Origin of the sequence: Plantibacter sp. CFBP 8804 (assembly GCF_014841225.1) — a bacterium.
Taxonomy (GTDB): domain Bacteria; phylum Actinomycetota; class Actinomycetes; order Actinomycetales; family Microbacteriaceae; genus Plantibacter; species Plantibacter auratus.
Genome location: NZ_JACYTU010000009.1, coordinates 66616 through 80529 on the forward strand (window position 1 = coordinate 66616; position 13914 = coordinate 80529).

11 protein-coding genes and 1 tRNA gene are annotated in these 13914 nt (G+C 68.0%); 6 read left to right on the top strand and 6 right to left on the bottom strand.

The annotated features are described in order from the left end of the window. Positions 1-29 precede the first annotated feature (29 nt). Both IFU11_RS14900 and IFU11_RS14905 read left to right on the top strand, forming a co-directional pair. Complete coding sequence (locus IFU11_RS14900) at positions 30-695, top strand: TetR/AcrR family transcriptional regulator (protein ID WP_198425025.1); 666 nt, start codon at positions 30-32, stop codon at positions 693-695. Positions 696-697: 2 nt separating this feature from the next. Continuing rightward, a complete protein-coding gene (locus IFU11_RS14905) occupies positions 698-2347 on the top strand; it encodes an MDR family MFS transporter (RefSeq protein WP_192019462.1) in 1650 nt (549 codons plus the stop codon). 63 nt (positions 2348-2410) lie between these two features. On the opposite strand, the gene IFU11_RS14910 is transcribed toward IFU11_RS14905, so the two are convergent. Next, positions 2411-2986 carry a TetR/AcrR family transcriptional regulator gene (locus IFU11_RS14910; protein WP_191940279.1) on the bottom strand — a complete coding sequence of 192 codons (576 nt, stop codon included), beginning with the start codon at positions 2984-2986 and terminating at the stop codon, positions 2411-2413. A gap of 119 nt (positions 2987-3105) precedes the next feature. Between IFU11_RS14910 and IFU11_RS14915 the strand changes: the two genes are divergently transcribed. Next, on the top strand, positions 3106-3771 hold the full coding sequence (locus IFU11_RS14915) for an SDR family NAD(P)-dependent oxidoreductase (protein WP_192019441.1): 666 nt from the start codon (positions 3106-3108) through the stop codon (positions 3769-3771). A 69-nt stretch (positions 3772-3840) separates the two neighbouring features. Here the strand turns inward: IFU11_RS14915 and IFU11_RS14920 are convergent, their stop codons facing one another. Further along, on the bottom strand, positions 3841-4503 hold the full coding sequence (locus IFU11_RS14920) for a TetR/AcrR family transcriptional regulator (protein ID WP_194643509.1): 663 nt from the start codon (positions 4501-4503) through the stop codon (positions 3841-3843). Between the two features lie 4 nt (positions 4504-4507). Here IFU11_RS14920 and IFU11_RS14925 point away from each other — a divergent pair, with 4 nt between their 5' ends. Further along, positions 4508-5698, top strand: coding sequence for an ABC transporter permease (locus IFU11_RS14925; RefSeq protein ID WP_192019442.1), 1191 nt, complete (start codon positions 4508-4510; stop codon positions 5696-5698). Positions 5699-5912: 214 nt separating this feature from the next. On the opposite strand, the gene IFU11_RS14930 is transcribed toward IFU11_RS14925, so the two are convergent. Next, positions 5913-5986, bottom strand: a tRNA-Gly gene (locus tag IFU11_RS14930). 386 nt (positions 5987-6372) lie between these two features. Between IFU11_RS14930 and IFU11_RS14935 the strand changes: the two genes are divergently transcribed. Continuing rightward, on the top strand, positions 6373-7461 hold the full coding sequence (locus tag IFU11_RS14935; protein WP_192019443.1) for an alpha/beta fold hydrolase: 1089 nt from the start codon (positions 6373-6375) through the stop codon (positions 7459-7461). A gap of 439 nt (positions 7462-7900) precedes the next feature. Here the strand turns inward: IFU11_RS14935 and IFU11_RS14940 are convergent, their stop codons facing one another. From IFU11_RS14940 to IFU11_RS14950, 3 genes are all read right to left on the bottom strand, one after another. Further along, positions 7901-9271, bottom strand: coding sequence for an LLM class flavin-dependent oxidoreductase (locus IFU11_RS14940; RefSeq protein ID WP_192004341.1), 1371 nt, complete (start codon positions 9269-9271; stop codon positions 7901-7903). A gap of 83 nt (positions 9272-9354) precedes the next feature. Next, positions 9355-10779, bottom strand: coding sequence for an APC family permease (locus IFU11_RS14945; RefSeq protein ID WP_192019463.1), 1425 nt, complete (start codon positions 10777-10779; stop codon positions 9355-9357). 94 nt (positions 10780-10873) lie between these two features. Then, positions 10874-12295 carry an HNH endonuclease signature motif containing protein gene (locus tag IFU11_RS14950; protein WP_191940285.1) on the bottom strand — a complete coding sequence of 474 codons (1422 nt, stop codon included), beginning with the start codon at positions 12293-12295 and terminating at the stop codon, positions 10874-10876. A 146-nt stretch (positions 12296-12441) separates the two neighbouring features. On the opposite strand from IFU11_RS14950, the gene IFU11_RS14955 reads away from it, so the two are divergent. Then, the gene (locus IFU11_RS14955; protein ID WP_086472904.1) at positions 12442-13896 is read left to right on the top strand and encodes a threonine/serine ThrE exporter family protein; all 1455 of its coding nucleotides are present in this window, start codon (positions 12442-12444) and stop codon (positions 13894-13896) included. The last annotated feature ends 18 nt before the right edge of the window (positions 13897-13914 follow it).

Sequence of the window (13914 nt, forward strand, 5' to 3'; positions counted from 1 at the left end):
GAAATGCATAGACTGCACGAATCGCAGGAATGTCGGAACAAGCGGAGGCGAACATGGATGGCGGGTTGCGTGAACGGAAGCGAGCGGCGACACAGGAACACATCGAACGTGCCGCCATCTCGCTTGCGCTCGAGCACGGCTTCGAGAACGTCACCGTGGACATGATCTGCGCGGCAAGTGCGGTGTCACAACGCACGTTCTTCAACTACTTCGGATCGAAGGAGGGGGTCATCGTCGGCGGCGCACCACTGATGCCGAGCGACGAACACATCGACGCGTTCACTCGGTCGACGGGCTCGAATGTCCTTGCCGATTTCCTCACGATGATCACCTCATCGCTCCTGGAGCGTGAACCAGATGCCGCGCTCTTCAAGGCTCGAAGGGAGTTGATCATGCGCACTCCGGAGCTTCTCGCCAGAGAAACGGCTCGCATGGGCGAATCCGAAGACCAGTTCGTCGCGATCATCATCACCCGTTATGGGCTCCAAGGGCGACACCGCGCCGACCATCCCGAGCTGGAGGACGAAGCCCGGATGGTCGTCGCACTCGCCACCGGCGTCCTGCACTACGTGAGGCGCCGATGGGTGAGCGCGCGCCCAGGAGCGTCCACGCGGGATCTCCTGAGCAGTTCCATCGAACTCATCCAACGCATCACCAACGATCACCCTCGACAGCCGAAGGGCACGGCGTACTGACCATGACCGACACCTCTCTCAGCGAGCACGGCACAACCGCGTTGCCGGCCTCGAATCGCAACATTCTGCTCATCTTCGCGGGCCTCATCCTGACCATGCTGCTCTCCTCACTCGATCAGAGCATGTTCTCCACTGCGTTGCCGACGATCGTCGGGGAACTCAACGGTGTCGACAGCATGCTGTGGGTGACGACCGCCTACATCCTCGCCTCCACGATCATGCTGCCGGTCTATGGCAAGCTCAGCGACTTGATCGGTCGGAAAGGGCTGTTCATCGGTGCGATCAGCCTGTTCGTCCTCGGTTCCATCATCGGTGGCATGGCACAGGACATGACGGTGCTCATCGTCGGTCGAGCCGTGCAGGGACTCGGCGGCGGTGGGCTCATGATCCTGTCGCAGGCGATCATCGCCGACGTCGTCCCCGCCCGTGAGCGCGGCCGGTACATGGGAATCATGGGCGGCGTCTTCGCGATCTCGTCCGTCGCCGGACCCCTGCTCGGAGGCTGGTTCACAGAAGGGCCCGGGTGGCGGTGGGGCCTGTGGATCAACATCCCTCTGGGAGTCCTCGCCATCGTCTCTGCGGCGGTGTTCCTGCATCTGCCCAAGAACACGGCAGGGCGACCCGACGTCGACTTCGCCGGGATGGGCCTGCTGGCCGCTGCGTCGACCGGCCTGGTCCTGGTCACCACCTGGGGTGGGAGGACCTATGACTGGGACTCGGCCGTGATCATCTCGCTGATCGTCGCGACCATCGTGGCGGGCGTCGCCTTCGTCCTGGTCGAGCGTCGCGCCGCCGAGCCGATCATGCCGCTTCAGCTCTTCAAGGATCGCAACTTCAACCTGACCACGATCGCCGGTTTGATCACGGGCATTGCGATGTTCGGCGCTATCGCCTACATCCCCACCTACCTGCAGATGGTCACCGGCGTCGACGCGACAGAGGCAGGTCTGCTGATGATTCCCTTGATGGCCGCCCTGCTGGTCAGCTCAATCGTTTCCGGTCAGCTCGTCAGCAGATTCGGTCGCTACAAGTGGCTTCCGGTCGTGGGAACGGCGATCATCGCCGTGTCCCTGTTCCTCCTGTCCACGATGACGCCGACGTTGCCGATCTGGATACTCTGCTCCTACCTGGCGATCATGGGTCTGGGCTTGGGCATGAGCATGCAGATCCTCATCCTGATCGTGCAGAACTCGTTCCCCAATTCCCAGGTGGGCACTGCGACCGCGGCAAACAACTATTTCCGACAGATCGGTGCCAGCCTGGGCACCGCGATCGTGGGCAGCCTGTTCGTTGCGAACCTCACGGATCTGCTCGCAGTTCGTCTCCCTGCCGGCGCCGCCACTGCGGCTGGGGGAAGCAACTCGTTCACTCCGGCACTGGTACGAGAGCTACCCGATGCGATCCGCGCCGTGATCGTCGGCGCGTACAACGACGCTCTTGCGCCCGTGTTCATGTACATGGTCCCCATGGTCCTCGCGGCGGCGGTGTTGCTGCTGTTCGTCACGGAGAAGCCACTGGCCACGACGATCGAACGGGACATCCTCCCCAAGGCTCTCGAGATCGACGGCGCAGACAGCCTCGCCCTCGCATCGGTTCCGCAGGCGGTACCCGCGCCCGACGTCCGAAAGGACTCCGGCATGACGGCGCCCTAGCGGCGCGCTCCGGCCGACCTCGCCGGCGATGATGGCGTTTCGATCGAGGAGGTACGCCGAGACTCAGTGGTTGGGTTGATCGGTCCAGGCGGCAGAGACGCTGCGATCGACAACGCGACGCCAGCCGTGGGGGGCGGCAGGGTCGTGGCTGGCCATCCCCGCCATCCACAGCACGGTCATGAGGTCGTCGGGGGTGAACTCCTCGGACAACGCGCCAGCGTCGTGGGCGTTCTGCACGAGTTCGGCCCCGAGCGCCATGGATCGTTCACATGCATTGATGAGCAGCACGGCGTCTGGATAGCGGCGCAGCATCGCGTCGTTCATCGCCGGGTCGCTGAGTTGGAGGTCGATCATCTCGGTGATGAACGTCTCCAGCTGCGCGCGAGGAGTCTCCGCTTCCAATGTCCGCTCTCTGAGCGCCTTGAGCTTCTCTCCGGCGAGGTTGTCAACCACGGCGTCGATGAGCTCCTCGCGGGAGCCCACGCGGTTGTAGAGCGTCCCGATGCTCACGCCGGCTTCTCGGGCGATGTCCTCCAGTGGGGCGGAAAGTCCTCGGCGTGAGAACACGGCCAGGGCGGCCGCGCGCAGCTTCTCGAGGTTCGCTTGTGCGTCTCGGCGCAGGCCAGGCGTGGTGGTCACGGCAACTCCAGTAGAAATTGAGGGGCACCTCAACATATGCTTGGCGTGAGTTGAGGATCATCTCAACTTACCGCACCAGAACACAACCGGCTCGGCGGTGGGCCACGGAGGAAGACGTCATGCCCCTCATCACCATCATCGGCGCTGGCCCTGGACTGGGTCTGGAGATCGCGCGGGCCTTCGGGCAGAAGGGCTTCGACGTCGCGCTCGTCGCCCGAGACCAGACCAAGCTCGACGCACTTGCGCGAACCCTTGCAGGTGAAGGCATCCACGCTCAGGGTTTCACTGCCGACGTCAGCGAGCCGGCCACGATCACGAATGCGCTCACGACGATCCGGCAAGCACTCGGCCCGATCGACGTCCTCGAGTTCTCGCCGGCGGACCGGACCCTGGAATCCGTCGATGCGCTGGAGGTGACCATGGAAAACCTTCAGCCGCAGATCGACTTCTACCTCGGCGGCGCTATCACCGCCGTCGGCGCAGTGCTGCCGGACATGATCTCCAGTGGCACCGGGACCATCCTCGTGACAACCGGCGGCGGCTCACTTGCCCCGACACCGGTTCGTGGCAACATCAACATTGCTGCAGCGGGACTCCGCAACTGGACGCTCAATCTCAACAGCGCCCTGACGGACACGGGAGTCTACGTCGCGTTCGTCGCGATCACCGCCCTCATCAGCGGAGGCCGCCCGGATGCCGAGCCCGCTGTCATCGCGCAGGCGTATGTGAAGCTCTACGCCGAGCGACGTGACGCGGAACTGCACTACGTCGCTTACGACCACTGACATCCTTCCCGTCCGGTGCCCTCGGCGCCGGACGGGAAGCCGTTCAGAGTGCTGGAGCTCCGGGTGCGCTCATTCAGTAGTGACGGCGGCTGCCCCGGTCGCAAAAGCGCGGAGCGTTGCGATCTGCTGGGCGATGGGCGGCGGGGTGTCCGCGGTCTGCCAGGTGGACACGAGTGCCACCATCCCGCCGATGGTGAAGATGCGAGCATCGCCATCGAGCGCGATCGTGGATCCGGTTGGATCGCGGTCCGACTCCGTCAACCAGGCGGTGACCGCCGCCGCGATGACCTCGGCAACACGCTCGCCGCGGGGGATCGCGCGAAGCTTCTCGAAGAACGCGCGGTCTTCTCGACCGGCCGCGAGTAGCGGCTCGATTCCGCGCGCTCGAACGGCTTCGATGAGGGCCGCATCGAGATTCGCGGCAACCTCATCGAGGGAAAGCCAGTCGCTGAGCAGGCGGCTGATCCAAACGTCGGTCGCGAGGTCGCCGACGTTGCTGTAGTGGTTGTGCAGCGCCTGCCTGCTCAAGCCTGCCCGGTCAGCCACCGTGCTCATCGCGATCGTCTCGCCCTTCGGTGACTCGGAGACCAGGGCCGTCAATGCCCGAATGAGGGCAGCCCGCGTCCGGGTTACCCGCGGGTCCACCCGCTGTTCTCCTGCCTCCACGGTCAATGCTCTTTCCGACATGCCTCCATCTTGCCAGGATTCGACCGCATGATGTACATTCGTCATCTAATTGACAATCGTAAAGGAAGCCATGACGCACGCAAACGATCCGGCCCCGCAGCACAAAAGCGTTCCGCAGCACCCGGAGTTCGAAGCGGCAGTGGCCGGTGGCCCACTGACCTCTGAGGGACCAGGATCCACGCATCGATATCGGAACCTCATCCTTGGCGGTCTCGCCATCCTCCTGCTGGCGATGGCGATGCTCATCAGCTATTCGAGTGCGTTCGGCAACCCGACTCCGAACAACGTCCACCTCGCTGTAACGGGCGATGTAGCCACAATCGTCGCGCTCGAGCAGCAGGACTCCCTCGAGCTCACCGTGGTGGGCTCCGCGATGGAGGCGCGAGCTGCGGTCCTCGATCGAGATACGGACGGCGCTATCGTGCTGCCGACCCCCGGGGCGGACGCCGTTGTCACCACGTACGTCGCCAGCGGTGGGGGCCGCGGCCTCAGTCAGGCGGTCGCTGGTATCGGCGACTCCATTGCCGGGAAGCTCAGTGCCGCCAACGAAACCACCGATCTTGCCCCATTGGGGAAGAACGACCCGGTCGGATCCATCGAGTTCTACGCGATCCTCTTCGCGGGGCTCGGGGCGGCTCTTGGTGCAACGATCTTCGGTCGCATCCTGGGAACGGTGGACACGTCGGCGAAGTTCGTCGAGCGCAGTGTGGTCCTCGTCGCCTATTCGGGAATGCTCGCCGGATTGATCTCTCTCTGGATCGACTCCGCCCTCAACGCGATCACCGTTGATCCCCCTGCCGTGTTCGCGGTCCTCTGGCTGACCGCCGTCGCCATTGGCGGGGCAGTGACCGGCGTGGCCGCGCTCGGCGGAACCATCGCCGCGCTGGTCATGACCCTGGCTCTGGTCATTCTTGGCAATACGTCCTCCGGCGGGCCCCTCGGCATTCACGTCCTCAACGACTTCTTCCAGACCCTGTACTACGTCTTCCCGCAGGGAGACGCTCTCGACCTCCTACGATCCGTCGAATATTTTGACGGCGCCGCTGTCTCCGCCCCGATCATCCGACTCGGGATCTGGGCGGTTGCGGGCATCCTGCTCACCCTGACAGCGATGCTCATCAGAAGCCGACGAGACGCCGCGACCCGGCTGAGCAGTGCTGGGCGCCCGGACACCGACGTCAACCCGGTCACCGCATGGGCGACCCCCCAAGCAGAACTCCACGCAACCACCCGCAACTGAGCACTCAACGGAACGGTCGCAACTTCATCACCCCGGTCGCGACGTCGAAGCGGACCTCCCGTTCTCGATCGCGAAGGCCGTCGCCGTGTCGGGAGAGTCCACCTGGCTCCGGATCGGGGAGGCGATCACCAACTGGCTTGAGGCTGACGCTTGCTCGCGCTGCAGTCCGGAGATGACCTGATGGTCGTGAGGAAATCCATCCTGACCAGGTCTTTGGAGCGGATGACGGGAATCGAACCCGCGCTATCAGCTTGGGAAGCTGAAGTTCTACCATTGAACTACATCCGCGTGGCGCCGGAGCGTCCTGAGTAATCGTACATGAAGAGGTGGCCTTCGTCCGGTCCCTGCGTGCGGGCACCGTTCGGCCCGTGAGTCTCACCCTCGGTCCCTGAGCTTGTCGAAGGGCGGGTGTCGTCGTATGCCCTTCGACAAGCTCAGGGACCGGGGATTGGCGCTGGCTCAGGGACCTGGGATTGGCGCTGGCTCAGGGACCGGGGATTGGTGCTAGCTCAGGGACCGGGGGTTGGTGCTGGACCGGGGACCGAGTGGTGCTGGACCGGGGACCAGGACTGGTGAGGTCGTCGGGGTCGGGTCGGGGGTGCCAGGGACCTCCGGGGTGCCCGGAGCTAGGCTGGTTCACCGTTCCCCGAGCGGGACGGGATCGAGGGTGTGACGTGAAGCGCAGTACAGGTGTCGTCGTGGCCGGCCTCGCCGCCGTTGCCGTCGCCGGGTTCGGGATCGCGAGCGCGATGGTCGCCCGTCGCGTCATCGGAGCAGGACGCGTGCACTACAGCGAGGTGTTGCCGACCTCGTCACCGAAGACCGTACGGCTCGAACGGAACGCTGCCACCGCGCTGCCGGGACGATACGGGCTCGAGTTCGACGACGGCTCGCGGGTCATCGTCGGACCAGTGATCGGCCGCGAGACGACGGACGGCTCCGTGATGCGGAGTGTGGTCAGCGGCCGCGTTCCCGCAGGGGCGACCCGTGCGCGGTTCACCGGCGCGGCCGTGACACCCGCGGACCTCGGGGTGGACGAGGCGCGCGTGCCGAGGACACGGTCAGGGGCGTGGCGATTCGACGGCGATGACAGCGAGGCCCGCGACGGCACCTGGGTTGTGCACACCCACGGACTCGGGGCATCGCCACTGGCCACGCTTCGCTCCGTGCAGGCCGTGCAGCGCGCGGGCCTGCCGTCCCTCGTCACCTGCCTCGGGTCCGCGTTCGCCGAGCGTCGCTCCGGGGCTGACGCCACGGACGTCGACCACGTCATCGCGGCCATCGACGACGCCGTCGCGCTCGGTGCGCGACGGGTCATCGTCTGCGGGTGGTCCTACGGCGCCGCCCTGAGCCTCGCGGCGGCACGCGAGCGACCCGAGATGGTGCAGGGCGCGATCCTCATCTCGCCGATGCTCGGCCTCAGCGAGACGGTGCTCCATGCGGCTGCGGTCGCCGGGGTGCCGCGGGTGCTCGTGCACTCGGCGCTCGCCGTACTCTCGACGCCGGTGCTGGCGCGATCCGCCGGGGTGCGCGGCGCGGTTCCGGTCCGCGCGCTGTCCGCCGGGCCGATCGACGGTTTGCCGACGCTCGCTATCCACTCGCCCGGCGACACGACGATCCCCGTGGAGCTCACGCGGGCCGTCGCTCACCGTTCACCCTCGTTCGAGCTCGTCGAGGTCGCCGCTGCGCCGCACGGGTTGGAGTGGAACGTCGCGCCGGAGGCGTTCGAGGTGGCCGTGCGGGAGTGGCTCGGAGCGCGCTGATCGGAGTGCTCCTCGGTGCCTGAGCTCGTCGAAGGGCGGGGTGAGTCCAGGTGCCCTTCGACAGGCTCAGGGACCGGCGTGGTTGGGGGAGCGGGACGGCGGACGGAGCGGGTTGGCTGCGTGGTGCCCTTCGACAGGCTCAGGGACCGGGATGGTTGGGGGAGCGGGTCGCTGTCGGTTGGGTGCGTGGTGACCTTCGACAGGCTCAGGGACCGGCGTGGTTGGGGGAGCGGGACGGCGGACGGAGCGGGTTGGCTGCGTGGTGCCCTTCGACAGGCTCAGGGACCGGGATGGTTGGGGGAGCGGGTCGCTGTCGGTTGGGTGGGTGGTGCCCTTCGACAGGCTCAGGGACCGAGGTGGTTGGGGCTCAGGGGCCGGTGCCTTCGACAGGCTCAGGGACCGGTGCCCTTGACAGGCTCAGGGACCGGCGGGGCCGGACCTACTTCGCGTAGCGGTAGCGGGCCCCGGTGTGCTCCTCGGGGAGACGGTCGCCACGGCCGTGGAGCTTGTGGCGCAGGCTGCCCTCGACGTACTCCTCGGGGTAGGCACCGCGGCGACGCAGCTCGGGGATGACGAACTCGACGATGTCCTCGAAGGTGCCCGGAGTGATCGCGTAGGCGAGGTTGAAGCCGTCGACGTCGGTCTCCTCCACCCACTCCTGCAGGGTGTCGGCGATCTCCGACGCACTCCCGACGATCCGCGGACCGAGCCCACCGATCGCCCCCATGCGCGCGATGTCCTTCACCTTGAACTCGCCACCCTCCTCGTTGGCCGCCTGGTAGTTGGCGACCGCCGACTGGATGGCGTTGCTCTTGACGTTGCCGATCGGCTCCTCCGGGTCGTATTGCGACAGGTCGATGCCCATCCAGCCCGACATGAACACGAGCGCACCCTCCTGCGACGCGTACTGCAGGTAGTCCTCGTGCTTCGCCTGGGCTTGCTCGCTCGTCTCGTCGGTGATGATCGTGAGCAGCGTGTAGATCTTCGCCGAGTACCGGTCGCGGCCGGCGGCTTCGAGAGCATCGCGGATGCGTCCGACCGTCGCCTTCAAGCCCGCCTTCGTCGACGCACCGACGAAGATCGCCTCCGCGTTGCCCGCGGCGAACTGGATGCCGCGCGGCGACGCACCGGCCTGGTAGATCACCGGTGTGCGCTGCGTGGACGGCTCGGACAGGTGGATGCCGGGCACCGTGTAGTGCTTGCCGAAGTGCCCGATCTCGTGGACCTTCGTCGGGTCGGTGAACACGCCCGTCTCGCGGTCGCGCACGACGGCGTCGTCCTCCCACGAGCCCTCCCACAGCTTGTACAGGACCTCGAGGTACTCGTCGGCGACGTCGTACCGCTCGTCGTGCTCGAGCTGGTCGTCGTGCCCCATGTTGCGCGCCGCACTCGGCAGGTAGCCGGTGACGACGTTCCAGCCGACCCGCCCCTTCGTCAGGTGGTCGAGCGTCGACATGCGCCGCGCGAACGGGTACGGGTGCTCGTAGGCGGTGCCGGCCGTGACCCCGAACCCGAGGTGCTTCGTCACCGCGGCCATCGCCGAGACGAGCAGGATCGGGTCGTTCACGGGCACCTGCGCGCCGTTGCGGATCGCGGCCTCGTTGCTGTCGCCGTAGACGTCGTACGTGCCGAGGACGTCGGCGATGAAGATGCCGTCGAAGTTGCCTCGCTCGAGCAGCTGCGCCAGGTCCGTCCAGTAGGAGAGGTCCTTGTAGGTGCTCGAGCGGTCGTCGGGGTGACGCCACATCCCCGACGCCTGGTGGGCGACGCAGTTCATGTCGAAGGCGTTGAAGCGGATCTGTCGGGTCATACGCATGATCCTGCATCACGAGTCCCGGACGTCGCCTGGCAATCGGCCTCGCCCGTAACAGGGCGTCATCTGGGCGCAGCGCACTACCCGCGCGAGGGGTCCTCCGCGGCGATCGCCTCGGCGTACTCCGCATCGCTGAGCGCGCCGACCGTCGAGTGCCGACGCCCGTACCCGAGGTAGAGCGCCGCGCCGACGAGCATCCAGATGAGGAACACGATCCAGGTCGTCCCACCGAGCGACACCATCAACCCGAGGCACATGACGATGCCGAGCGCGGGGACCACCGGGAACAGCGGGACGGAGTAGCTGCGGTCGAGATCGGGACGCAGGCGACGCAGCAGGATGACCGAGAGGTTCACGAGGGCGAACGCGAACAGCGTGCCGATGCTCGTGGCGTCGGCGAGCTCGCCGAGCGGGATGAGGGCGGCGACCACGGCGACGACCGCACCGACGATGACGGTCCCGGCGACGGGCGTCCCGCTGCGACGACCCACGCGCGAGAACACCCGCGGCACCATGCCGTCCTGCGCCATCCGGTACAGGATGCGCGTCTGCCCGTAGTACACGGTGAGCACCACGCTCGCGATGGCGATGACCGCGCCGATGGAGAAGAAGAGCGCGACGATCGGCTGTCCGGTGATCTCGGTGAGGATGCCGACGAACGCGGACTCGTCGTCGGCGAACTCGGTCCACGGGCGGGCACCGACCGCGGCGATGGCGACCAGGATGTAGACGGCGGTGACGATCACCATCGACAGGATGATCGCGCGCGGCAGGTCGCGACGCGGGTTCGTCGCCTCATCGCCGGCGGTCGACGCCGCATCGAAGCCGATGTAGGAGAAGAACAGTCGGCTGGAGGCTGCCGCGATGCCGGCGACCCCCATGGGCGCGAGCGGTTCGAAGTTGCCGAGCGAGAACGCCGAGAACGCGATGACGACGAAGACGAGGAGCACGGCGAGCTTCACGAACACCATGATCGTGTTCGCCCAGGCGCTGTCCTTCGCGCCGCGGACGAGCAGCAGCATCGCGAGGAGGACGAGGGCCGCGGCCGGCAGGTTGATGAGTCCGTCGGCGACGCCGATCGGGTTCGCGAGTGCCGGCGGCAGCCCCAGACCGAAGACCGCGAGCGCCTCGTTCACGTACTGCCCGGCACCGACGGCGACCGCCGCGACGGAGACCCCGTACTCGAGCACGAGGCACCACCCGCACACCCAGGCGACGCCCTCACCCATGGTCGCGTAGGCGTAGGAGTAGCTGGATCCGGAGACCGGCACCGAACCGGCCATCTCGGCGTAGGACAGGGCCGACAGGAGTGCTGCGAGCCCGGCGACCGCGAACGCGATCCAGACGGCGGGCCCGGCGAGCGGGACGGCGGTGCCGAGGACGACGAAGATGCCGGTGCCGAGTGTCGCGCCGACGCTGATCATCGTGAGCTGCCAGACACCGAGCGAACGGCGGAGCGACGTCCCCGAGTCGGCGGGATACGTCCCGAGTCGGACGAGCGGCATGCGCCGGCGCAGCTGCGCGTGGAGCGGGAGTCGGCGGTTGGTCACGGGTATCCATGGTAACCGTGGGTGCGGGGAGCGTCGGGCGCGCTCGCACTCACCCCGTTTCGGCGAGCTCGGGTCTGGTCTCGTGTCGTCGACCGTCGGGTGTGGTCCAGGTGAGGATGCCGCCGGGGTGGTGCTCGAGGTTCCAACCCGGCAGGTGTTTCAGCCGGTGATGATGTCGGCAGAGACAGGCCAGGTTGTCGACCGCTGTCGTGCCGCCGTCCTGCCAGGCGACCGAGTGGTCGAGGTCGCAGTTCCGGGCGGCTCGTCCGCAGCCCGGAGCCCGACACGTGGTGTCTCGCAGGCGGACGGCACGCGCGAGATCTGCCGGTACCCGGTACTGCTCGCGTCCGACGGACACGACGGCTCCCGTTTCCGGTTGGGTGAGGATGCGGGTCATCGAGGGCGCGGTGACCGCGAGTCGGGCGGCGGTGTCGGGGTCGATCGGGCCGTAGCCGTCGAGCACACCGGGTTCGTCGGTGACGCCGAGGGTGGACAGTGCCGGGACGGTCATCTGGACGGTGGCTCGGATGCGGGCCTCGATGCCGACGGGCTCGGCGAGCAGGGGGTCGGCCCCGGCGGCGACCGCCTCTTCGGCGATCCTGGTGGCGTCGTCGAGCGGCGCGGAACCGGGGAGCCACGTGAACGTCCCGGTCGTCTCCGGGTCCACCGGGATGGGACCGACGTCGTCGCGCACCGTGCCGGCGACGGCGAGCGACGCGAGGGCGTCGGCGCGCAGCTGCGCGAGCGTGCGGGTGTCGCCGGCGATCCGCGCCGGGACTGCGACGGCGTCGAGGCGGCTCCTGATCGCGTGCGCCAGCGGGGCCGTGGTGAACAGGTGCAGCCAGGCCATGCCGTCGGCCGCAGCCTCGAGCTCGACACGGCGGTCGGTGATCGAGCGCGTGCGTCGAGCGGTGATCGATTCGGGGTGCAGCCGCTCCCGCACCACCCTCGCGCGTTGGCGGAGACGTGCGGTCGTCGAGCGGAGGGCCACGGGCAGCACCTGCTCCAGGAACACCGCACGGCCCTCCGCCGGGACGTCGCGGAGTTGGTCGGTGATCGCACGGGCGTGACCGCCGCTGATGGAACCCTCCGCGAGCGCCTCGAGCACGCTGGGTGCGTGGTGGACGAGCGCCTCGGCGTCGCCGACCCGTGCCTGGAGCGTGGGCTCGGACATCCTCGTGGCGATCGCGAGTGACGCGCACATCGACCGCCTCGCGAGGTCGCGGGCGTCGGTCGAGGTGGTGCTCGCGGAGACGAGCGCTGACGCGGTGGCGTCGGCATACGCGAACGCCTCGGCGAGGAGCCGTGCCTCCTCGGCGTCGAGCGCCGCGCGGCGCCGGGCGAGATCGACGAAGCGGTCGGTGAACGACGCCATCCGAGCCGCGAAGGCATCGCTCGGGTGTTCCGGGTGCTCCGGATACCTCGAGCGCTCGTGCACCTCGGGGCCCTCGAACGTGGCGGTCTCGGTCATGACTCCAGTCCAACATGGACCACTGACATTCGAGATGATCACGAGGATCTGGGTCGCTCGGACCCGCCCATCGCCTCGCACAGACGACCGCCGAACACCAGGGCGAGCTCGCCGTCACCGGTGGCTCGTACGATGAGCGGGTGGGTATGCGTTCGCTGCTGAGTCAGCTGGCCGGGGGAGTCCGAGGAGCGGCGCCGGAGGGCGTCGACGAGCAGGCGGTCGTCCGCCTCAATGCGGAACGGCCCGTGCGCGAGGTGCTCGAGCTGGCCGGCCGGATCGGCGAGTCGATGCTGGCACTCGGAGCAGCAGCGGCCGAGGTCACCGACGCCATCCGCCGGGTGTGCCGCGCGTTCGACCTCGAATGCCAGGTCGACCTCACCTTCACCTCCATCCTCATCGCGCACGACGGGTCCGAGCTGTCGCCGGGCGTCACCGTGCTCCGCGTGGTCCGCTCGCCCTCCGCCGACTTCGATCGCCTCGCCAAGGTCGTCGTGGTCGCCGAGGGCATCACCAACCGATCCGAACCGATCATGACGGTCACCGACGTCGCCCGCGACGACGAAGCCGACCTCCGCGACGAACTGCACGCCCGCCTCGGCGCCGCCCACCGCGACCTCGACCGCATCCTCACCGCACGACGGACCTACCGCCGCGGCTTCGTCACCGTGCTGCTGTCGACCATGGCGGCGGCCGTCGCCGTCCTCCTCGGGGGTGGCGTCGTCTCGATGCTGCTCGCCGCCGCCACCACCGCGCTCATCGACAGCGCCTTCCGCGCACTGAACGTCTGGAAGCTGCCGGTCTTCTTCCTCCAACTCACCGGGGCGGCCATCGCCACGACCGTCGCCGTCCTCATCTCGATCCTCAGCCCCTACGTCCCGGACGACCTCTCGGCCCTGCCACCCGCCCTCATCGTCGCGTCGGGCATCGTCGTCCTCCTCGCCGGGGCATCCCTGGTGGGGGCGGCCGACGACGCGATCAACGGGTTCCCCGTCACCGCGAGCGGACGGCTCGTCGAGGTGATGCTCCTCACCATCGGGATCGTGGTCGGTATCGGTGGCGTCCTCGACCTCGCCCGGCGCCTCGGCATCTCCCTCGTCCTCTTCGACCTCCCGGTGAGCCCGTGGCCCGTCGCCGTGCAGATCGTCGGCGCGGCCGTGGCCTCCGCCGCCTGGGCGATGGCCTCGCAGGCGGCCCTCCGTGCAGCGTTCTTCGCCGGGGTCACCGGCGCGATCGCGTTCTCCGTCTTCGTGTTCGTCTCCGGCAGCGGCGTCGCGCCCGCCGCAGCCAGTGCGCTCGCCGCGCTCATCATCGGCTTCGCCGCGGAGGCGCTCGGCCCGCGGCTGCGCATCCCGGCGATCATCCTCACCATCTGTGGGATCGTGCCGCTGCTGCCCGGGCTCGCGATCTACCGCGGCATGCTCGCGCTCGTGAACGGCGAGCAGGGCTCCGAGGGGGTCGAACAGCTACTGCAGGCGGGCCTCACCGGCCTCGCGCTCGCCGCCGGCGTCACGCTCGGCGAGATCCTCGCCCGCCGCACGGGCGTCTCCGGCCGCGTGCTGCTGCCCGGATACATCCGGCGCTCCAAGCGCCACCCGCGCTGAGCAGCCCCGGTCACTGAG